Origin of the sequence: Streptomyces sp. NPDC051976 (assembly GCF_040680795.1) — a bacterium.
Lineage (GTDB): Bacteria > Actinomycetota > Actinomycetes > Streptomycetales > Streptomycetaceae > Actinacidiphila.
This window is the reverse complement of record NZ_JBFAXL010000032.1, coordinates 72,920-93,947: the sequence shown is the minus strand read 5'-3', so window position 1 is coordinate 93,947 and position 21,028 is coordinate 72,920. Positions and strand designations below refer to the sequence as shown.

General features: G+C 72.8%; 19 protein-coding genes. 10 read left to right on the top strand and 9 right to left on the bottom strand.

What is annotated here, in order from left to right; genetic code table 11:
• Positions 1 to 88: 88 nt before the first annotated feature.
• Together AB0M29_RS27770 and AB0M29_RS27765 are read right to left on the bottom strand one after the other, a co-directional pair.
• On the bottom strand, positions 89 to 1,378 hold the full coding sequence (locus AB0M29_RS27770; RefSeq protein WP_365387320.1) for an NADH-ubiquinone oxidoreductase-F iron-sulfur binding region domain-containing protein: 1,290 nt from the start codon (positions 1,376 to 1,378) through the stop codon (positions 89 to 91).
• A complete protein-coding gene (locus AB0M29_RS27765; protein ID WP_365387319.1) occupies positions 1,375 to 1,842 on the bottom strand; it encodes a hypothetical protein in 468 nt (155 codons plus the stop codon). Before AB0M29_RS27765 ends, AB0M29_RS27770 begins: the two co-directional genes overlap by 4 nt.
• A gap of 363 nt (positions 1,843 to 2,205) precedes the next feature.
• Between AB0M29_RS27765 and AB0M29_RS27760 the strand changes: the two genes are divergently transcribed.
• The 8 genes from AB0M29_RS27760 (at position 2,206) to AB0M29_RS27725 (ending at position 11,159) form a co-directional block, all read left to right on the top strand.
• A complete protein-coding gene (locus tag AB0M29_RS27760) occupies positions 2,206 to 3,426 on the top strand; it encodes an aromatic ring-hydroxylating dioxygenase subunit alpha (RefSeq protein WP_365387316.1) in 1,221 nt (406 codons plus the stop codon).
• A complete protein-coding gene (locus tag AB0M29_RS27755) occupies positions 3,423 to 4,067 on the top strand; it encodes a TetR/AcrR family transcriptional regulator (RefSeq protein ID WP_365387314.1) in 645 nt (214 codons plus the stop codon). The genes AB0M29_RS27760 and AB0M29_RS27755 overlap by 4 nt, the downstream gene beginning before the upstream one ends.
• Positions 4,068 to 4,185: 118 nt before the next feature.
• A complete protein-coding gene (locus AB0M29_RS27750; RefSeq protein ID WP_365387312.1) occupies positions 4,186 to 5,319 on the top strand; it encodes a spermidine/putrescine ABC transporter substrate-binding protein in 1,134 nt (377 codons plus the stop codon).
• A 1-nt stretch (position 5,320) separates the two neighbouring features.
• Positions 5,321 to 6,250, top strand: coding sequence for an ABC transporter permease (locus AB0M29_RS27745; protein WP_365387310.1), 930 nt, complete (start codon positions 5,321 to 5,323; stop codon positions 6,248 to 6,250).
• Positions 6,247 to 7,095 carry an ABC transporter permease gene (locus AB0M29_RS27740; RefSeq protein ID WP_365387308.1) on the top strand — a complete coding sequence of 283 codons (849 nt, stop codon included), beginning with the start codon at positions 6,247 to 6,249 and terminating at the stop codon, positions 7,093 to 7,095. Before AB0M29_RS27745 ends, AB0M29_RS27740 begins: the two co-directional genes overlap by 4 nt.
• A gap of 5 nt (positions 7,096 to 7,100) precedes the next feature.
• Positions 7,101 to 8,180, top strand: a complete 1,080-nt coding sequence (locus AB0M29_RS27735; RefSeq protein ID WP_365387306.1) for an ABC transporter ATP-binding protein — start codon at positions 7,101 to 7,103, stop codon at positions 8,178 to 8,180.
• 83 nt (positions 8,181 to 8,263) lie between these two features.
• Positions 8,264 to 9,583, top strand: a complete 1,320-nt coding sequence (locus tag AB0M29_RS27730; RefSeq protein ID WP_365387305.1) for an NAD(P)/FAD-dependent oxidoreductase — start codon at positions 8,264 to 8,266, stop codon at positions 9,581 to 9,583.
• Between the two features lie 169 nt (positions 9,584 to 9,752).
• Positions 9,753 to 11,159: an aminobutyraldehyde dehydrogenase gene (locus AB0M29_RS27725; protein ID WP_365387347.1), complete on the top strand. Its 1,407-nt coding sequence runs from the start codon at positions 9,753 to 9,755 to the stop codon at positions 11,157 to 11,159.
• A 70-nt stretch (positions 11,160 to 11,229) separates the two neighbouring features.
• Here AB0M29_RS27725 and AB0M29_RS27720 read toward each other — a convergent pair whose 3' ends face one another.
• The 3 genes from AB0M29_RS27720 to AB0M29_RS27710 form a co-directional block, all read right to left on the bottom strand.
• Positions 11,230 to 11,544, bottom strand: a complete 315-nt coding sequence (locus AB0M29_RS27720; protein ID WP_365387304.1) for a hypothetical protein — start codon at positions 11,542 to 11,544, stop codon at positions 11,230 to 11,232.
• A 174-nt stretch (positions 11,545 to 11,718) separates the two neighbouring features.
• On the bottom strand, positions 11,719 to 12,312 hold the full coding sequence (locus AB0M29_RS27715) for a hypothetical protein (RefSeq protein ID WP_365387303.1): 594 nt from the start codon (positions 12,310 to 12,312) through the stop codon (positions 11,719 to 11,721).
• Between the two features lie 175 nt (positions 12,313 to 12,487).
• A complete protein-coding gene (locus tag AB0M29_RS27710) occupies positions 12,488 to 14,050 on the bottom strand; it encodes a Na+/H+ antiporter (RefSeq protein ID WP_365387302.1) in 1,563 nt (520 codons plus the stop codon).
• A gap of 265 nt (positions 14,051 to 14,315) precedes the next feature.
• Here AB0M29_RS27710 and AB0M29_RS27705 point away from each other — a divergent pair, with 265 nt between their 5' ends.
• On the top strand, positions 14,316 to 15,038 hold the full coding sequence (locus AB0M29_RS27705; protein ID WP_365387301.1) for a hypothetical protein: 723 nt from the start codon (positions 14,316 to 14,318) through the stop codon (positions 15,036 to 15,038).
• Here the strand turns inward: AB0M29_RS27705 and AB0M29_RS27700 are convergent.
• The 3 genes from AB0M29_RS27700 to AB0M29_RS27690 all read right to left on the bottom strand — a co-directional run bounded on the left by AB0M29_RS27700 (position 15,035) and on the right by AB0M29_RS27690 (position 17,962).
• Positions 15,035 to 15,505, bottom strand: a complete 471-nt coding sequence (locus tag AB0M29_RS27700) for a VOC family protein (protein ID WP_365387299.1) — start codon at positions 15,503 to 15,505, stop codon at positions 15,035 to 15,037. The two genes, AB0M29_RS27705 and AB0M29_RS27700, sit on opposite strands and share 4 nt — an antisense overlap.
• 150 nt (positions 15,506 to 15,655) lie before the next feature.
• Positions 15,656 to 16,525, bottom strand: coding sequence for a helix-turn-helix domain-containing protein (locus AB0M29_RS27695; protein ID WP_365387296.1), 870 nt, complete (start codon positions 16,523 to 16,525; stop codon positions 15,656 to 15,658).
• 54 nt (positions 16,526 to 16,579) lie between these two features.
• Positions 16,580 to 17,962, bottom strand: coding sequence for an NAD(P)/FAD-dependent oxidoreductase (locus AB0M29_RS27690; protein WP_365387294.1), 1,383 nt, complete (start codon positions 17,960 to 17,962; stop codon positions 16,580 to 16,582).
• 189 nt (positions 17,963 to 18,151) lie between these two features.
• On the opposite strand from AB0M29_RS27690, the gene AB0M29_RS27685 reads away from it, so the two are divergent.
• Positions 18,152 to 19,993 (top strand): SpoIIE family protein phosphatase, encoded by a 1,842-nt coding sequence (locus AB0M29_RS27685; protein WP_365387292.1) that lies wholly within the window; start codon positions 18,152 to 18,154, stop codon positions 19,991 to 19,993.
• 48 nt (positions 19,994 to 20,041) lie between these two features.
• Here AB0M29_RS27685 and AB0M29_RS27680 read toward each other — a convergent pair whose 3' ends face one another.
• Positions 20,042 to 21,022, bottom strand: a complete 981-nt coding sequence (locus tag AB0M29_RS27680; RefSeq protein WP_365387290.1) for an aldo/keto reductase — start codon at positions 21,020 to 21,022, stop codon at positions 20,042 to 20,044.
• Positions 21,023 to 21,028 lie beyond the last annotated feature (6 nt).

Genomic DNA, 21,028 nt, shown 5'->3' with positions numbered 1-21,028 from the left:
CCTCGTGTTTCGGGTACGGCGATTCGGTGGAGCCGTGCGGCGGTGGGGCGTGGGGTTACGGGGATCGGGGCCGGTCGAGGGGGTGTGGTCAGGTGCGGGCGGTCTGCCGCGCCCGCGGCCCGGTGTCCGCGGTGATGTGCGGGACGGGGACGCGCAGTCGGCGGCCGTCGTCGGGCGGGGCGGCCGCGCAGCGTTCGCAGGGCCGTCGCAGATGGGCCGCGACCAGGTGGGGGAAGTGGGCGAGCAGTGAGCCGGTCAGCCGGGCCCCGGCGTCGAGCAGGCCGCAGGCGCCGCGCCCTGGCAGCCCCTGGGACCAGCGGGCCAGGTTCTCCGTACCGTCCGTGCCGCAGCCGCCCGCGGCGAGGGCGGCCAGGGTGGTGGCCATGGCACGGGTTCCCGAGACGCAGACACCGCACTGCCTGCTGCTCTCGGCGGCGAGCAGCGCCACGGCGTCGGCGGCGGCCCCGACGGGGCACTCGTCGTCGCCGAGGAAGCGGATCGCGCCGCAGCCCAGGCCGCTGCCGACGGCGGCCAGTTCGTCCTGGCGCAGCCGCAGGCCGAGCCGGTCGGGGCCCAGCAGTCCGCCGAACAGCCCGCCCATCAGCACCGCGCGCGGCCGCGGGACGCCGTGCAGCGCGGCGAGGGTGTGCAGCGCGGTGCCGTGGCCGGCCTCGGTCAGCAGGGCGCGGCGCCCGCCGCCGGAGAGGGTGACCAGGGTGGTGTCCGCGGCGCCGGCTCCGGACCCCGGGTCCGCGCCGCCGCCCGCGAGGAGCGCCAGCCGGGCCAGCGTCTCGACATTGGCCACCAGGGTCGGTGCGCCGCCGACTCCCCGCTCGTACGGGCGGGGCGGCTTCGCGGTGGGGAGCGCGGGCCCGCCGTCGATACGGCGGACCACGGCGCTCTCCTCACCGGCCACATAGGTGTGTTCGGTCAGGACGACGGTGACCCGCGGTCCCAGGTCGCGTTCCGCCAGGGCCCGCCGGACCCGCTCGGCGGCCACGTCGTCGGAGAGATAGACGTATCCCCTGTCGGCCCCGGTGATCGCGGCGGCCCTGGCCAGCCCGTCGAGGACGAGGTGCGGGCGGGCCCGCAGCAGCCAGCGGTCCTTGACCGAACCGGGCTCCCCCTCCTCGCCGTTGGCCACGACGACGGGCGTCCCCGGCTGATCCCTCACCGCGCGCAGCTTGACCGCGGCGGGGAATCCCGCCCCGCCCCGGCCGCGCAGACCCGCGGCCGCGACACGCTCCAGCAGCGTGCCGGGGTCGGGCCACGGCAGGTAGCCACCCGCGGCCAGATAGGCGTCGAGCCCTTCCGCGGCCTGCGGTGCCGGTCCCAGCACCGGAGCCGGCTGCCCGGTCACGGTTCGGATCGTGGTCATCGCTCACCTCGTCGCGTACTCGGCTGTGGCTGATCCCCGGCGGACGCCGTACGGTCCCCGAAGCCGTCCGGCGCGGGCGCCGCGAGGCGCTCCCGCAGCGCCCGTACCGCCGTCGCCGCCGCGGTGCGGTCCGCCGCGGCGCGGTCGTAGCCGGGTCCGGGCAGCCCGATCAGCATCTGGTGGTGGCTGAGGACCACCTCTCCGGCGAGCAGTGCGGTGCGCGGGTCGCCGGGTGCGGTGCCGGTCGCGACGGCCGCGACCAGGGCGGTGACCTCGGACAGGTACCGCAGCCAGGCGCGCTGGCTCCCGTGGAGGACGAGCCGCTCGATACGGCGGCCCTCGTCGGCCGCGGTCACCGGCGCCGCTCCGGGCGGCGGGGTACGCAGCGCGGCGACGGCGCGCGGCAGCTCGCGTTCCGGTTCGGGGGTGAGCCCGAGCCAGACCAGCTTGCGATGACCGTGCATGCCGGCCTCCACAGGTATGGGAGTGGGATGGGGGTGGGAACAGGCGGTGCGGGGAGGCGCGGCGGCGTACGACGGCCTCGGCGGAGAAGTGCGGGCGAGGGGGTGGGCCCGGGGAGAGAGGGTCACGCCGCGCAGGTGGGGCCGCCGGACGTACCGGGCAGCGGCACCCGGTAGCGGCGGTGACTGCTCCTCCACCGTAACTAATCAATTAGTCAGTCAGCAAGTCTTGACATGGTCGAGGTCTGGTCCCAACCTGGCTGAACAAACAGTCAGCGCGGCCTTTCGACGGCCGTGGACGGCGGGTCCTCCCGCTGCCCTGGCCGCCGCCCACATGTGGCCCCGCGCGACCTGCAGGAGTGCCAGATGCAGTCCGAACTCCCTTCAGTAGCGGCCGAATCGGCCCCCCGAGCCGACCCCGGAGCCTCCCCCGGAAGCTCCCCCGGATCGGCTCCCCGCCCCGCCCCGGGGCCCGACCCCGCCGCGGCGCTCGCGGCGCACTACTACACCGATCCGCTGATCGCGGAGGCCGAGACCGAGCACGTCTTCGCCCGCTCCTGGCAGCTCGTCTGCCACGAGTCCGATCTGCCGGGGCCCGGCGCCCGGCTCGCCGCGCAGGTGGCGGGGCGCGAGGCGCTCGTGGTCCGCACCGAGGACGGCGGCCTCGCCGCGCACCTCAATGTCTGCCGCCACCGCGGCACCCGCCTCGTCTCCGCCCCCGAGCCGTCGGGCAAGGCGATCCGCTGCCCGTACCACGGCTGGACGTACAAGCTGGACGGCACGCTGGTCGGCGCCCCCGAGGCCCGGCAGATCCCGTGCCTGGACAAGCCCAATCTGGGGCTGCACCCGGTACGGGTCGAGTCCTTCCTGGGCTTCGTCTTCGTCAACCTGGACATGGCGGCCGTACCCCTGGCCGAGCAGTGCGCCGGGCTGGCCGAGGCGGTCGGGCACTACGCGGGAGCCGATCTCATCCCGCTCGGCCGCGGCCGCATCCACGACCTGGCGGGCGCCGAGGTGCAGCACGCCAACTGGAAGGTCGCGGTCGACAACTACCTGGAGGGCTACCACGTCCCGGTCGCCCACCCGGGGCTGATGCGGCTGCTCGACTACCAGAACTACACCTGCGAGATCGCGGAGAACTACGTCCTGTTCGAGTCGCCGCTGCGCGACAAACCGTCCTCCAACCTGGTCGAGCGGCTCTACCAGAAGCTCGCCGACCCGATGCCCGGCCTGACCGAGGCCGACCGGCGCACGTGGCGTTACGCCGTTATCTATCCGAACACCCTGATCGACTTCTATCCTGATCACGTGCTCGCCTGGACCGCCCTGCCCACCGCTCAGGACCGCGTGGCCATTCCGGGCGCGTACTACACGAAACACGGCGTCGGGCTGCGCACACGGCTGGCCCGCCGGCTGAACATCCACATCGGGTGGATCACCAATGACGAGGACGCCGAGTTGGTCTCCAGGGTGCAGCACGGTCTGTCCACCCCCGGCTTCGCGCCGGGCCCGCTGTCCCGCCGGGAGAGCGCGGTGGGCTGGTTCGCCGACCGGGTGCGCGCGTCCCTCGCCGGGGCGGCCCGATGAGCGCGGAGGAGCGCACCGAGCAGACCCGCAGGACCATCCTGCTCGCCGCCTGCGAGACCATCGCCGAGACGGGCTTCGAGAAGGTCAGGATGCGGATGGTGGCCGAGCGCGCGGGTGTCTCCACCGCTCTGCTCCACTACCACTTCGAGAACCGCGAGAAGCTGTTCCTCGAAGCGCTCAAGTTCTCCTACGAGCACGCCGGGGCCGACGGTTACGCCGCCGAGGCACCGGAGCACAGCCCGCACAGCTGGCGGCTGGCCCGGGTGATCGACGCCTGCCTGCCGCTCGACGGCGAGCTGCGCCGTGACTTCCTGCTCTGGCAGGAGCTGCACCTGCGGGCGGTCCGCGACGCGGACTCGCTCAAGGTCGCGCAGGACCTCTACGACAACCTGCGGGAGTGGATCGCGGGCGTGATCCGCGACGGCCAGACGGCCGGCGAGTTCGAGCCCTGCGACGTCGGCCGGATGGCCGACCTGGTGATCGCGCTGACCGACGGATACGGGACCCGGATCCTTATGGGCAACGCCGCCATGGCACTGACCGACGCACGCGACCAGATCTGGTCCACCGTCGCCCTCCCCCTCGGTGTCCACACCCCGTTCCCAGTCGCGGAACCGCTCGCCGCACCACGCCAGCACTGAGCCCTCGCCGGCCCCGCCGGAATCCGAGCCCCCGCTCCGTCCCCACCGCCACCCCACGCGGCCATCGAGCGGAACCCGTGATTCCGCACACCCTGAACTCCCCCAGCGAAGAGGACAAATGATGTCCTGTCAGGCACCACCGCTCTCCCGCCGCTCCCTGCTGCGCGCCGGCGCGCTGACCTCCGTCGGCATCGGCCTGGGCGGCTGCGGGTTCATGGCCTCGCGCGCCCCCGCCGCCGAGGACACCCAGCCCCCGATCGACGTCAAGGTCGACGGCGACCTCGTCTACTTCAACTGGGCCGACTACGTGGACCCGTCGGTCTTCGCCGGATTCCAGAAGGAGTACGGCGTCAAGGTCGTCCAGTCGAACTTCGACTCGATGCCGGGCATGCTCGCCAAGCTCGACGCGGGCAACAACTACGACCTGATATTCCCCTCCGCCAAGTACACCCAGCGGCTCGTCCAGGCCGGGCGGCTGCGCCGTATCGACCACACGAAGCTGCGCAACGCCGAAGCGGTCTACAGCGGTTACGACTACTTCAACGACCCGTGGTACGACGCCCGTTCCGCGCACTCGGTGCCCTTCACCATGTACAAGACCGGCATCGGCTGGCGCAAGGACAAGCTCGGCAACCTCAGCGGCTCCTGGCAGGACCTGTGGGATCCGGCCGCCAAGGGCACCGCCTTCGTCCTCGACGACCAGGACGAGGCGCTGGGGATGGCGGCCCTGAAGCTGGGGATCGACCTCAACACCAGCGAGAAGGCCGACCTCGACCGGATCACCACACTGCTGAAGAACCTCCGCTCCCATCTGCGCGGCTTCTCCAGCGACGACTACAACAACCTCCTCAACGGCAACACGACCATCACCCAGGCGTGGAGCGGGGACATGGTCAGCGTGCTCAACCAGGCGAAGAACGCCTCGGTCTACGGCTTCGAGGTCGCCAAGGAGGGTTCGCCGATCAACTCGGACTGCTACGCGATCCCTTCGAACGCCAAGCACCCGGGCACGGCCATGCTCTTCATCGACTACATGCTGCGGCCGGCGAACGTCATCAAGAACATGCAGTACATCGGCTACCCGATGCCGGTGCACGGCACGGAGTCCGCCTACGCCGCGCTGGTCAGCCGGATGCCGGAGTGCGTCATCACCCCGCAGGACCTCAAGCCGGACCTCTACTTCCGCAATCCCGCCACCGCCGCCGACTCGCACGCCCGCGACGCGGCGTGGACCGATGTGAAGGCGGGCTGACATGAATCTCACCACCGAGCCGTCGCCCGCCGCCACGGCCGCCGCCGAGAAGCCGCCCGAGCGGGCGGCCCGGCCCTCCGCGGCCGGGAGCCGGATCTGGACCTTGCTCACGCTGCCGGGCACCCTGTGGATGTCGGTGATCTTCCTCGCCTCGCTGCTGCTGGTCGCCATGCTCTCCTTCGGCACCACCACCACGCTCGGCGACCCGCGCTTCGGCCACACCCTCGCCAACTGGCGGGCGCTGACCGACCCGGCGTACAGCCGCGTCCTGCTGCGCTCGCTCGAATACGCGGTGATCACCTCGGTGGTCTGCCTGCTGATCGCCTACCCCGTGGCCTACGCCATCGCGCTGCACGGCGGACGGCTGAAGAACGCGCTGATCGCCGCGATCGTGGTCCCGTTCTTCGCCAACTACCTGGTGAGGATGTACGGCTGGTCGGTGCTGCTGTCCGACGACGGCCCCGTGCTGCACGCGCTGCGCGCGGTGGGCCTGGCCGACAGCCACACCCGCATCCTCAACACCGGCTTCGGTGTGATCGCCGGACTCGTCTACGGCTTCGTGGTCTTCATGATCATCCCGCTCTACGCGGCGCTGGAACGGATGGACGTGTCCCTCATCGAGGCGGGCCGCGACCTCTACGGCGGACCGCTGCGGACGTTCCTCTACGTCACCGTCCCCAGCACCCGGCAGGGCGCGGCGGCCGGGATGGTGCTCGTCTTCCTGCCCGCCATGGGCGACTTCGTCAGCGCCCAGCTCATGGGAGGGCCCAACCAGATCATGATCGGCAACCTGATCCAGGACAAGTTCTTCGAGGGCCAGAACTGGCCGCTGGGCTCCGCGCTCACCATGCTGCTGATGGCGGTGCTGCTCGTCGGGATGCTCGGCTACCTGCGGCGCACCCGCAAGGACGAGGCGGAGGCCACCCGATGAGCCGCGGGAGGGTCCCCGGGACGGGCCGCCGCCACGGCGCCGAGCGCAAGCCGTGGACCGCGATCGCGATCACCGTCGTGTTCTTCGTGCTGCTCTACCTGCCGATCGGCATGGTGGTGCTGTTCTCCTTCAACTCGCAGAAGTCGCTCACCGTGTTCAGGAGCTTCTCCTTGCGCTGGTACACCGCCTTCTTCCACGACCACGTCCTGCTCGCCTCGCTCGGGATGAGCCTGCGGGTCTCCCTGGTCGCGATGGCGGGCTCCGTCGTCCTCGGCGTCGCCCTCGCGCTCGGCCTGGTACGGGCCCGCGGCCGGCTCGGAAGCTACGCGGGCCTGGTGATGCTGGTGCCGCTGATCACCCCGGAGATCGTCAGCGGGGTGGCGTCGCTGCTGCTGTTCAAGGGCCTGGGCATCACGCTGTCCACGGGGACGGTGATGATCGCCGAGATCACCTTCTCGATCTCCTACGTCACGGTGATCCTGCGCTCGCGTGTCGCGGCCCTCAACCCCGAGGTGGAGGAGGCCGCGATGGACCTGGGCGCCACCCGCTGGCAGTCGCTGCGGCTGGTCACCCTGCCCGCCCTGCTCCCCGCCATCCTCGCCAGCGCCGTACTGATCTTCGCGCTGGTCTTCGACGACTTCGTGCTCGCGTACTTCACCAGCGGCGTCGACCCGCAGCCGCTCGCGGTACGCATCTACTCCGCCATCCGCTTCGGTGTGGCGCCCACCATCAACGCCGTGGGCTCGCTGATGCTCCTGGGCTCGATCCTGCTCATCGCCCTGGCCCTGGCCATCCCTCGCTTCTTCGGCCGCCGCGGCGGCCTCGACATCCTCTCCGGGGAGTGACACCCATGGACACCACGGACACCACCCCAGCGGTCCGGCTGGACCGGGTCAGCAAGGAGTTCGCCGGTTCCTACGCGGTCCGCGAGCTGAGCCTGGACATCGCTGCGGGCGAGTTCTTCTCCCTGCTCGGCCCTTCGGGCTGCGGCAAGACCACCAGCCTGCGCATGATCGGCGGCTTCGCGGACCCCACCTCCGGCAGCGTCCTGCTCTCCGGCGAGGACGTCACCGCGCTGCCGCCGAACAAGCGCAACGTCAACACCGTCTTCCAGAGCTACGCGCTCTTCGACCACCTCACCGTCGCCGACAACGTCGCCTTCGGCCTCAAGCGCGGCGGCACCGCCAAGCAGGAGATCCGCGAGCGGGTCGGCGCGATGCTGGACCTCGTCCAGCTCGCCGACCTGGGCAACCGCAAGCCGCGCACGCTGTCCGGCGGCCAGCGGCAGCGGGTGGCGCTGGCCCGGGCGCTGGTCAACCGCCCGGCCGTCCTGCTGCTGGACGAACCGCTGGCCGCCCTGGACCTCAAGCTGCGGCGGCAGATGCAGGTCGAGCTGAAGCAGATCCAGCGCGAGGTCGGCATCACCTTCGTCTTCGTCACGCACGACCAGGACGAGGCGCTGACCATGTCGGACCGGGTCGCCGTGATGAACGGCGGCCAGGTCGAGCAGTGCGGCACGCCCGAGGACGTCTACGAGCGTCCCGAGAGCCGTTTCGTCGCCTCCTTCATGGGCACCTCCAACCTGATCACCGGTGTGTACCGCGACGGTTCGGTCCACCTCGAGGACGGGCCCGCGCTGCCGGTGGGCTCCCGGCCCGGCATCAGCGAGGGCGGCACCGTGAACATGTCGATCCGCCCGGAGAAGATCTGGCTCTCCGACTTCGAGCCCGGGATGCCGGTCGTCAACGGCGTCATACGGGAGACCGTCTACTCGGGGCCGACCACCACGTACCTGGTGGAGCTGGCGCCCGGCGTCACCGTCGCCGCGCTGGAGCAGAACACCGCGCGGTCCCGGATGGAGGACCGCTGGCAGGGCGGCGAGTCGGTCGAGATCGGCTGGAAGACCGAGCACTGCCTCGTACTCAGCTGAGCGTCGATCACACCCGGGTCCACACCCGGGTTCACGCCCGGAATCACACCGGAGATCACACCGGAAAGGACAAGGACCCCCCGATGAACCATGACGTCATCGTGCTCGGCGCCGGTCTCGCGGGCCTGAGCGCGGCGCGCGACCTGGCCGCGGGCGGCGCGGACGTGCTCGTGCTGGAGGCGCGCGACCGGGTCGGCGGGCGGGTCGAGCAGCAGCGGCTGCCCGACGGCCGGCTGGTCCAGCTCGGGGGCGAGGTCGTCGGCCGGGCCCACACGGCCTATCTCGACCTGGTCGCCGAGCTCGGACTCACCCTGACCCGCAGCTATGTCGCGGAACCCGGTGCCATCGCCCGTGCCACCCCCGAGGGCGTCTCCGCGGGCGACCCGCCGCACTGGTTCGGGCCGGGCGACAGCGCCGCGCACGAGCGGGTCACCGCGGAGTTCGTCGCCCTGGCCAAGACCGTCGACCCGGACGACCCCTGGTCCCACCCGGACGCGGCGGCCCTTGACCGGCTCTCGGTCGGCGGCTGGCTGCGGGCGCAGGGCGCGGGCCCCGGTGTGGTCAGGCTCTGGGAGATCGGGCAGCTCGGCCTCGCCAGCGGCTCCCACGAGCGCACCTCGCTGCTGTCCGCCCTGCGGAAGCAGGCGGCGGTGCCGAGCGCGGGGCACTACGACTACGAGGACTGGGAGGGCCTGCGGGTCGCCGAGGGCTCGGCCACGGTGGCGCTGCGGATGGCCGACGAACTGGGCCCCCGCGTCCGGCTGGCGGCGCCCGTTACCTCGGTGTCCGTCGGTCCACGCCCCGGCGGGTGCGTCGTACGGCTGGCCGGTGGCGAGACCCTCACCGCGGAAGCCGTGGTCAGCGCCCTGCCGGTCGGCCCGCTGCGGCAGGTCGCGGTCAGCGGGGTCTCCGACGCGCGACTGGCCTCCCTGCACGCCCAACGGCAGGCCCTCGCCGCCAAGTTCGTCGCCGGGTACGACCGGCCCTTCTGGCAGGACACCGGGTTCAGCGGGCTGTCGGAGTGCGAGGGCGTCCTGGGCAGCACCTGGCCGCAGAGCCAGGACGTGCTCTCCGCGCTGATTCCGCCCGAGCGCTTCGGCGTGCTGCTGGGGATCCCTGAGCACCTTCGCCAGGGCGAGCTGCTGGCCGAGGTCGCCGCACTGTTCGGCCCCGAGGCGCTGCGTCCCGACGCGGCCTATCTACGGCTGTGGGGCAGCGACCCCTGGACGCGGGGGTACGTCACCCAGTGGACCCCGGGCGACGTCCTGGCCGTCGGCCCGCTGCACGGCACACACGAACCGCCGTTCTACGTGTGTGGCTCCGACCAGTGGGTGGCCGGATACATGGAGGGCGCCGTCCGCACGGGCCGCGCCGCCGCGAGGGAGGCGCTGCGCCGTGGCTGACGAATCCCGTACGGCGCCCCGCCGTACCGCCGCTGACCGCCGCGACCCGGCAGACGCACGACGAACCGCCGCGCCCGGCGACACGGCCGAGGCACGCCGTACCACGGCTGGCCCCCGCGACGCGGTCGGAGTAGGGCTCGCCCTGGCTGACGCGCCGTCACCGTACGCCGTGCTCAACCACATCGGCGGCGTCGACCGTCCCGCCCGCTCCGGCGCCGTCATGCCGCTGACCGATCCGGCTACCGGCCGCGTCTCGGGGAGCGCGCCCAGGTCGGGCCCCGAGGATGTCGACGCGGCCTGCGCCGCGGCCGACGCCGCCTTCGGCGGCTGGTCGCTCACCACTCCCGCCGAACGGCAACGCGCGCTGCTGCGGTTGGCCGACGGCATCGAGCGGCACGCCGAGGAGCTGGCGGCGGCCGAGGTCCGGGACACGGGGAAGCCGTACGCGGCCTTCCTGGACGACGAGTTGGCCCCGATCGGCGACACCCTGCGCTTCTTCGCGGGCGCGGCCCGTACGATGCCCGGCAGTGTCGCCGCCGAGTACACCGAGGGCCGCACCTCGCTGCTGCGGCGCGAGCCGCTGGGCGTGTGCGCCCAGATCACGCCGTGGAACTACCCGCTGATGATGGCGGTCTGGAAGATCGCCCCGGCGCTGGCGGCGGGCAACACGGTCGTGCTCAAGCCCGCCGACACCACTCCGTCGAGCGCCGTGCTGCTGGCCCGGCTGGCGGCCGAGGATCTGCCGCCGGGTGTGCTCAATGTCGTCTGCGGCGACCGCGACACCGGGTGGGCGCTGGTGGCGCACCCGGTTCCGCGCCTGGTCGCGGTCACCGGCAGCGTACGGGCCGGACGGGAGATCGCCGCCGCGTGCGCGGCCGACCTCAAGCGGGTCCATCTCGAACTGGGCGGCAACGCACCGGTGTTGGTGCATGACGACGTCGACGTGGCGGCGACCGCGAAGGCGCTCGCCGGGGTCGCCTTCTACAACGCCGGCCAGGACTGCACCGCCGCGACCCGGCTGCTGGTCCACCGCCGAGTGCACGACGACTTCGTGGCCGCGCTCGCGGCCGAGTGCGGTGCGTTGACCACCGGTGGCCCGCTGGAGGAGGGCGTCGACTTCGGCCCGCTCAACAGCGCCGGTCAACTCGCCGCCGTGACCGGGCTGCTGGAACGCCTGCCCGGCCACGCCGAGATCGTCACCGGAGGCTCCGCCGTCGACCGGGCGGGCTACTTCCACCGGCCCACCGTGGTCACCGGTGTCCGGCAGAGCGACGAGATCGTCCAGGAGGAGATCTTCGGCCCCGTCGTCACCGTCCAGCCGTTCGCCGACGAGGAGGAGGCGCTGCGCCTGGCCAACGGCGTCCGTTTCGGCCTGGCGGCCAGCGTCTGGACCCGCGACCACGACCGCGCGATGCGCGCCGCCCGCACCCTGCGCACCGGCATCGCCTGGGTCAACACCCACGGCACCACCGTCTCCGAGATGCCCCACGGCGGCACCGGCCACTCCGGCTACGGCAGCGACCTGTCCATGTCCGGCCTGCTCGAATACACCCAGCCCAAGCACGTGATGCTCTGACGGCCCCACGCGCCGCGGCGACCGGTCGGCCCGGGCCGACCGGTCGCCGGTCACGCGACGGGGACGTGTGTCAGCAGTGCCCGACCCTCGTCTGGTTCGACACCTGAGTGGCGATCATGTAACCCTGCCCGTAGACGGTGTTGACCTTGAACCAGCGGTTGGTGCCGTTCCACCACTGGTTGTCGGTCCAGCAGACCATGCTGACCGGCGTGAGGCGCGGCATCTCGAAGTAGATGCCGCCGGTGTTCGGTGCGTTCGACAGGCTGCAGGTCGAACTGTTGCAGTACGACGGGCCGTACGCCGACGCCGCGGGCGCCGCCACCATCACGGCCCCGGTGATCGCCCCCGCCGCGACGACCGCGGAGGCTGTCCTCTTCCACTTCACTGCGCGCTCCCCCCAGTGACTACCCGGATGTGTTGTCCCCGGCCTCTGTCCGACCGGCACGACGCCACGTTAGGCACCGCAGGAGCAGCCCCGGCGGCGCGTTGCACGCCCTGTGCGCGCCTGCAACAAATAGGCGGGATCCGCCGTTTGCACGGCTCGCACCGCGCGGCGAGGTCAGTAGCGGGCGGCGAAGCTGACCTGGGTGTCGGCGCCGGCGCCGGTGAGCTCCCAGCGGAGGTAGACGCTGTCGGAGGAGTGGGTGTCCACCGAGAGCCAGTGGCCGGGGAGGACCAGGCCCTGCCAGTTCTGCACCCAGAAGCAGTGGTGGCCGCCGATGCAGAAGGGGCCGGCGCACACGCACTCCCAGACGCTGACGGTCAGGGTGCCGTTGGTGGTGCCCTCGGAGCCGACCATGGCGATGCCGGTCGCGTTGCTGACGGCGTGGTCCGGCACATGGTCGGTGAACTCGAATCCCTGGATGCACGTCTGGGCGCCGTTGCAGAAGGTGTTCTTGAACCAGTCCTGCTCACCGGCGTCGTGGAGCAGATCCTCCCGGGACAGGGCGTGTTCGCCCGACCTGATGGACCCCGCCTCGGGCGGCGCCTTCACCTCGGCGCGGGTCGAGGGGAGTTGCTTGACGGCCCGTCCGCCCTCCACGACCGCCTGCATGCCGGAGGCGAGCTGCAGCACCTGCACGGCGTGGTCGTCGTCCAACTGCACCGTGGCGTGGACGCGTTGGTAGTTTCCGGGCTTCCTGGTGATGGTCATGCCGGATCCTCCTCGGACTCGGGAGGGGAGAAGTGCGGGCGGTCGGGTTCACGCTTCCGCATAACTTCCGCCACCGTTTTCAGTCTGACACGGGCCGCGCCCGGGTGCCCGTCGGGACCGGGCCATCGGGCGGCGCCCGGAAAGCCGTTTCCGCCGACAATTCCGGCGGCGGCCGCTACGGGTCGCCGAGACCGGCCTCCTCGAGGTCGAGCCGGCGCTGGAGGCGGCGGCGGGTGGTGTCGCTGATCTCGTTGGTGGCGTGCAGCCGCTGGAGTTCGGCGGTCTCCACGGCGATGAGGTCACGGCGCAGGTCGCGGTAGACGCTGTCGGTGCTCTGCCGCGGGAGGTCGTCGGCCAGCCGGTCGCGGCTGACGTCCAGCCGGTGGCCGAGGCGGCGGCGCATACGGTCGACCACCACCTCGGGGAGCGCCTCGAGTCCGGCGATCTCCTCCAGGTGCTCCAGGGCGGCCCGGGTGACGCTCGCCTGCGCCTGCGCCTCCTCGCGCCGGGTGTGTTCGGGCTGGAGGGCGATACCGGACCTGCGGACCACGGTTTCCAGCGAGAAGCCCTGGGCGACCAGGGTGACCACGACCACGGACGTGGCGAGCACCAGCACCAGCGCGCGCTGCGGCAGGTCCCGGCCGTCGTCACCGGTGAGCGGGATGGAGAGCGCGGCGGCCAGCGGCACCACGCCGCGCGTACCGGCCCATGAGGCGACAGCCGCCACCCGCCACGGCGCATGGCCGTCGTCCTCCTTGCGGTGCAGGGCGGCCGAGAGCGGGAACACCCACAGCGCGCGGACCGCGAGGAGGGTGACGGTCACCGCCAGCGCCTGCAGCGGCCAGCGGCCCCCGGCGTCGTCCAGCTCGCGGATGAGGGTCGGGAGCTGGAGGCCGATGAGGCTGAAGACCACGCTCTCCAGCAGGAAGACCACCGTGCCGTAGACCGCGTGCAGTTGCAGGCGTATGCGTGCGTCGCTCAGCCGGTGGCCCGAGCCGCCGAGCACCACCCCGGCCACCACCACGGCCGTGACGCCCGAGGCGTGCAGGCTCTCCGCCAGCACATAGGCGGCGTACGGCGTGACCAGCGCGATCACCGTCTCCAGCACCGGGTCGGTGGTCCGGCGGCGGATCAGGGTGACGACGCCCGCGACCGCCGCGCCGACGAGGCAGCCGCCCCCGGCCAGCACGCCGAACTGCGCGCCCGCGCCCTGCCAGGACACCGCGCCCGAGGCCACCGCCACACCGACGGCGACGCGGAAGAGCACCAGCGAGGTGGCGTCGTTGAACAGGCTCTCGGCCTGCACCAGCACCTGGATCCTGGGCGGCAGCGCCAGCCTGCGCCCGAGCGCGGTGACCGCCACGGGATCGGTGCTGGCCAGCACCGCGCCGAGCACGAAGGCCATGGAGAACGGCAGCGGGGTGCAGACCGCCGCGACGGCCCCCACGGCGGCCGCGGAGCACAGCACCAGCCCCACGGCGAGGATCGTCACCGGCCGCCAGACCGCCTTCAGGTCCTGCCAGGACATCTCCTCGGCGGAGGCGTACAGCAGCGGCGGCAGCACGACCAGGCCGATGGTCCCGGGTTCCACATGGACGGCGGGGACGCCGGGGAGCAGGCCGACACACAGTCCGGCGACGACCAGCAGGGAGGGGGCGGGAATGCGCCACCGCCTGGCACCGGTGGCCACGGCGGTCGCGAGGACCACGAGGAAGAGAACCGCGCCGACACCGCCCATACGGGCCACCCCCTGATCGTTGACAGGACGATGTCCTGTGCCGACCAGACTTCCCGGCGCTCCGCGTCCACTCTATCGGCTCCTTCCCCGTCAAGGCGTCGTCAAGATGGCGCGATCTCGCGTCAGGACCACGCCCGGTGGTGCGGCTCCCCCCGCGCGACCGGGCCGTGCGCCGCGTAGGAGCGCCGTCAAGAACGGGGGCCGGGGCATCAGGGTCGCGTCAAGATCCGGGACGGGCCAGGGGGCCACTCCTACGGTCGGAGGTATGAGACGCCACCAGGAACGCTCGGCCATCCAGGCCGGTTACCGGCGAACCGGCTCCATCCGTCCGCGCCCCGCCCGCCGGAGCGGATACGCGTCCGCGGCGAGGGGTACGGCCCCGGGGGCGAAGCCGATCCCCGCGACGGGGGCGGCGGCGCTGCCGGGCGAGCGCGTCCTGGCCGGCGACCGCGACTGGCCGCGGCGCTTCCGCTTCGCCGTGTGGTCCGCCTGCGCCCTGCTGGGCGCGCTGCTGCTCCTGGACGGCGCCGCGGGCACCCTGACCCCCGTGCGCGGGCTGGTGTGGGCGGCGTTCGCGCTGGCGGCGTTCGCCGTGCTGCTCCCCCGCCGGGTCACGGCAGGGGACGGCTGGCTGGCGGTACGCGGACCGCTGCGCGAGCAGCGCGTGGACACCGCGCGGCTGGTCTCGGTCTGGTCCGCGCACGGCACCGAGCCGCGCCTGGTGCTGCGTGACGCGTCCGGCGCCCGCGCCGAGTTCGACCCCCGCGTGCTCGCCGACAACCCCCTGCTCTGGCACCGTCTCGACGTCGGCGCCCGCCGCGCCCGCGCCGCGGGCCTGCTGGTCGAGGGCGTCCCCGTACTGCGCGAGCTGGCCGAGACCATCGACGGCGGATCGGCCCGCGAGATCCTGGCGCTGCCCGCCCGGCAGCAGGACCAGCGGCAGGACCGGCAGCAGGACCGGCAGCAGGACCGGCGGGAGAACGCCTAGCGCGGTGCGCCCGGGTAGGTGCCGAAGGACCAGCGGTTGCCTTCGGGGTCGCGGGCGGCGAAGTCGCGGGAGCCGTAGTCCGTCACGTGCAGGTCGGCGGTGATCTCGGCGCCCGCGGCCCTGGCGCGGGCGAGGACGGCCTCGGGGTGGGCGGTGACGACGTAGGCACCGAAGGTGCCCGGCCGCAGCGGCCATGTCCTGCCCTCGTCGGTGTCGCGGGCGGAGCCGAGCATGATGCCGCCGCCCTCGGGCCAGGCCAGTTCGGCGTGGTGGACGATGTCGCCCTCGCCGTAGACCGCGCTCTCCTCGAAGCCGAACCCCTCCACCAGGAAGCGGATCAGCGCGCGGGCGTCCTTGGCGCGCAGGGTCGGCCACACCTGCGGAGCGGGCTCCGTGCCGGTGGCCGCGCTGCCGGTCGTGCCGGTGGCTGCGGCGGCGGTGGTCTTCCTGGGCGTGGTGTCACTCATGGGAGCGGCCTCCTTGGTCGTATGGGCCCCCGGGTCTGCCCGGCCGATCGCCGACGGCCGCTTCGCCGCGGGGGCACTCTCCCCCGGACCCCGAACCCCGGACCCCGGACGCCGCCCGTACCGGTCGCGATCCGCCGGACAGGCCCAGTCTCACCCCGGCGGATGGTGCCCGGATTGGATGTTTCGGCGCTCCTCGGCGAGCCAGCCGGTGGGCGGGCAGCCCGCCAGCGCGCGGAACTCGCGGTCCATGTGGGCCTGGTCGAAGTAGCCGCGCTCGGCGGCCAGCGCGGACAGCCGCCCCGCCCGTTCCGGATCGGCGGCCAGCCCGCGCCGGGTCCGGTCGAAGCGGATCACCCGGGCGGCGGCCTTCGGGCCGAGTCCCACTTCGGCGGCGAAGCGCTCCCTCAGCCGGCGGTCGCTCCAGCCGACCTCGGCCGCCAGCGCGGCCACGCCGACGGTGCCGCCGCTGTCGGTCAGCAGCCGCCACGCGTGCCGTATCTCGGGCGGCGGCCCCGGCGTACCCGGCCCGCCGGCGGCCAGCCGGGCCCGGCCGAGCAGCCAGCCGTCGATCACCGCGAAGCGGCCGGGCCAGTCGACCGCGGCGCGAAGCCGCTCGCGCGCCTCGGCCACGGACGGCCCCAGGACGTCCTCGGCCGCGAGGTCGGCCCCGGCCAGCGCCCCGGCGGGCAGCCCCAGCAGGAGGCGGGCACCCAATGGGCCGAGCGCGATCTGCACCCCCGACTGGCGGCCCGGGACGTCGATGATCGCGGGCGTGGTGTGCAGCCCGCCGAGCACCGCGGTGTACTCGCCGGGCGCGGCGGCCGGGTCGGGGTGCGCGGCGATACGCAGCGGCTCGTCGAGCGTGAGGATCAGGGTGAGGTACGGGGACGGCAGCCCGCGGTGGCGGGCGCGCGGCACCCCGCGCTGGCGGTAGCCGGAGTACCAGCCCACCAGCGGTCGCAGCGGCGGCGCCGGGACACCCCGTACCGCCTCGTCCACCACGTCCGGGTCGGGCTCCACGCCCTCATTGTCCCGCCGCGGCGGCCGCGCGGCCCGGTCGGGCGGCGCGGCCCGTCAGTCGTCCCCGGCCGCGGGTCCCGGCCCGCCCGCGCCGGACGCCAGCTGCTCGCGGATCTGCTCCTTGGAGAGATACGCGTCCGTGTACTCGAAGTCGCGCAGTGTGGCGGGGATGCGGGACTGGAACCCGGTACGGACGAAGTCGTCGCCCGCCACCGCGTTGATCAGCCAGTTCGTCAGCACCCTGGTCTTGGCCACATTGGTCCGCAGCGCCGTCCAGTGGTAGCCGCGGGCAACCGCCTGTGCGGGCATGCCCCGAAGTTCGATGCCCAGCGGCTTGGAGACCGCGTCCCGGCCGCCGAGGTCCACCACCAGGCCGAGGTCCTTGTGCACATACGGCTGCAGCGGCTGGTTGCGCAGCGTGGCCATGATGTTGTCGGCGATCTTCCGCCCCTGCCGCATGGAGTGCTGGGCCGTGGGCGGGCAGACCGCCCCCTCGCCACCGGCCAGGTCGGGTACGGCCCCGGCGTCGCCGAGGGCGAAGACACCGTCGAACCCGGGCAGCGTCATCTCGGCGGTGACCGCCAGCCTGCCGCGTACGGTCTCGGCGTCCAGTGTGGCCACCAGCGGGCTGGCGGCCACGCCCGCGGTCCAGATCAGCGTGCGGCACGGCAGCACCCTGCCGTCGGTGAGGGTGACCTCCTCGGCAGCCGCCTTGGCCACCGACACCCCCAGCGACACGTCGATCCCCCGCTTGCGGAGGATCTCCAGCGCGCTGCGGCCCAGCTTGTCGCCGAGTTCCGGCATCAGCTTGGGCGCGATGTCGATCAGATGCCACTTGATCAGCTTCGGATCGAGCCGGGGGTAGCGCTTGGCGGCGTTGCTGGTGAGCCGCTGCAGGCAGGCGGCGGTCTCGGTGCCCGCGTAGCCGCCGCCGACCACCACGAACTGCAGCCGGGACGCCTGCTCCGCCGGGTCGTGGCTGGCGTCGGCCAGGTCGAGCTGGGTGATCACGTGGTCGCGGATGTACGCGGCCTCGGCGAGCGTCTTCATGCCGCGCGCGTGGTCGACCAGGCCGGGGATGTCGAAGGTGCGGGTGATGCTGCCGGGGGCCAGCACGATGTAGTCGTAGGGCTCGTTGAGCATCTCGCCCGTTATCTTGCGGATCACGCAGACCTTGGCCTTGGCGTCCACTCCGACGGCCCCGCCCGGGATGATCCGGGTCCGGTAGCGGGAGCTGCGGCGCAGCGACACGGCGATCGACTGGGGGGTCAGCACGCCGGAGGCCACCTGGGGGAGCAGCGGCAGGTAGAGCTGGTAGGAGAAGGGGGTCACCAGCGAGACGTCCGCCTCGTCGGGGGCGAGTTTGCGCTCCAGACGGCGTACGCACGCCACCCCGGCGAACCCGGCGCCCACCACGAGAATTCTGGGTCGTGCCACGTCATTCCGTCCCTTCTCCGGCTTGCGCGGTCGTCTTCTCCCCTGCCCACTCATCTCCACCTGGCACTTCTCTGTCCTAACCCGCCGGGGCCGCGCCCGCCAGCCGGGCGCGGGGCGGCGCGCTGCGCGGAACGCGCGCCGGGCGGAGCATGGAACGAACGGCAGGCGATCGAGGTGAAGGGGCTGCGGATGAGTGAGCACGACCATGGGCCCCCTTCGGACGACCGGGCCGCCGAGCTGAGCCAGATCGAGGCGATGAACCAGATCGAGGCCGACGAGGGGAACCGGAGGGTATCGCCGCCCGGGGCCGCTGACCAGCACTCCGGCGCGCGGAGCAGAGAGAACGCCGATCCGGCGTCCCGGCGGCGCGATGTGCTGCTGCTCGACACCGGCAGCGCGCTCGCCGGTGCCGAGAGCGTCGAGGAGGTGCTCAAGTCGGTCGCGACGCTCTACGCGCCGGACTTCCCCCTGGACGGCCAGGTGGTCTTCGGGGTGAGCGGCAGGTCGCTGACCACGCTGGGGCAGTACGGGTTCGGCAGGAAGGCGGAGGAGTCCTTCCGGATGCCCGCCGGGACCGACTACCCGGCGGCGGTGGCGCTGCGTACCGGCGATCCGGTCTTCCTGCCGTCGACCGAGGCGTACCGCGCGCACTACCCGGCCACCTGGCAGATCTCCGCGGGCAAGGGCCGCGGGGCGTGGGCCTTCCTGCCGCTGGCGACGTCCGGGCGGATCACCGGGGTGTGGATGGCGGCCTTCCGGGCACCGCTGGTCTTCACCGCGGACGAGCGGAACCTGCTGATCACGCTGGCCGGGCTGATCGCCCGCGCCCTGGAGCGCACCCACACCGGCGAGGCCGAGATGGCGCTCTCCCGCGGCCTGCGCAGCAGCATGGGCGCCAACGGGTCGGTGTACGACGGGATGACGGTGGCCACCCGCTACGTACCCACCGGTGGCGGACTGGTGGTCGGCGGGGACTGGTACGACGCCATCGACCTGCCCGGCGGACGGCTGGCGCTGGTCATCGGCGACGTGCAGGGCCACGACGTGCACGCGGCCGGGCTGATGGCCCAGCTCCGTCCGGCGGTGCACGCCTACGCGGCCGAGGGGCACGGTCCCGACGCGGTGCTGGCGCGGGCCTCGCGCTTTCTGACCGGTCTCGACCCGGACCGCTTCGCCACCTGCCTGTACGTCGAGGCGGACCCGGCGAAGGGCACCCTCAGCATCGCCCGCGCGGGCCATCCGCACCCGGTGCTGCGGCTGCCCGACGGCACCTGCCTGATCAAGCACGTGCGCGGTGGTCTGCCGCTGGGCCTGATGCCCGGCGGCGAGGACTACCCGGTGAGCGTCATGGAGTTGCACCGCGGCGAGATCATGATGCTGTGCACCGACGGTCTGATCGAGACCGGCGGCCACGACATGTACAGCGGCTGGGTACGGGTGCGCGACGCGTTCTCCCCCGGTCCCGTCTCCGACCTGGAGGGGATGGCCGACCGGCTGATCGGGGCCGTCAACGACCCGCTGTCGCAGGAGGACGGGACGGCGCTCGCCCCGCGCAACGAGGACGACATCGCGCTGCTGCTGGTGCGCCGCGACGACGGCGGCGCGCTGCCGTCGGTGCCGCAGCGCCGCCTGGTCCTGACCATCGAGCAGGAGGAGGCCGAGGGCCTGTCCGAGGCCCGGGCCGAACTCCAGGCGCTGATGCACGACTGGGCCGAGCCCGACCAGGTCGACACCGCGATGCTGCTCGCCTCCGAACTGCTCGGCAACGTCCTGGTCCACACCGACCAGGCCGCGGCCCTGATCGCCACCGTCAGCGGCGAACACGGCGCCCGCACCCTGCGCGTGGAGGTCGCCGACAGCGGCGACGAGCTCCCCCACCAGCGCACCCCGGGCGAACTGGCCTCCTCCGGACGCGGCTTGATGCTGATGGACATCCTGTCCGACGAGTGCGGCGTGCGCCCGGAGACCGAGGGCAAGACGGTCTGGTTCGCCCTGGAGGAGGGCTCGGGCTCCGCCCAGGCCGGCCTCTGACCTGCCCGGGAACGGTCGCCCGTCCTGCTCCTCCAGGCACCGGCCGGGTCAGCTGTGGCCGCGTACCGAGTGCGGCTGGTACGGCTTCTCCAGGCGGGCGATCTCCTCGTCGGACAGCTCGAGTTCGACCGCCGCGACCGCGTCGTCGAGGTGGGCGGTGCGGGTGGCGCCGACGATCGGCGCGCTCACGCCGGGCCGGGCCAGCAGCCAGGCGAGGGCGACCTGGGCCATCGGCACACCGCGCTCGGCGGCGACGGCCGCGACCGCGTCGACCACGTCGAAATCGTCGTCGGTGTACATCTCCTCGCCCAGCGGGTCGCTCCCGGCCCGCACGGTGTGCCGCACCCCGCCGCGCCCGCGCGAACCCGCGAGCAGCCCGCGGGCCAGCGGGCTCCACGGCACACAGCCCACGCCCTGGTCGAGGCAGAGCGGGATCATCTCCCGCTCCTCCTCCCGGTAGACGAGGTTGTAGTGGTTCTGCATCGACACGAAGGCGGCGCCGCCCGCCGTGCGCGCGGTGTACTGCGCCTTCGCGAACTGGTGGGCGAACATGCTGGAGGCGCCGATGTAGCGCGCCTTCCCGGACCGTACGACGTCGTCCAGCGCCGCCATCGTCTCCTCGATCGGCGTCTCGTAGTCCCAGCGGTGGATCTGGTAGAGGTCGACGTGGTCGGTGCCCAGGCGGCGCAGCGAGGCGTCGATGGAGCTCATGATGTGGGCGCGCGACAGGCCCCGGTCGTTGGGGCCCGGCCCCATCGGGAAGTAGACCTTGGTGGCGAGCACGTAGTCCTCACGGCGCGGGAAGAGCCTGCCGAGCAGCCGCCCGGTGATCTCCTCGCTGCGGCCGAGCGAGTACATGTCGGCGGTGTCGAAGAAGGTCACCCCCGCCTCGACGGCCCGCCGCACGATGGGTTCCGCCTCCTCCTCCGGCAGCATCCACTCCCGGTGCGCCTTGTCGCCGTAGCTCATCATTCCCAGGGCCAGCCGTGACACCTTCAGCCCGGAGGTACCCAGTCGGGTGTATCGCATGCTGTC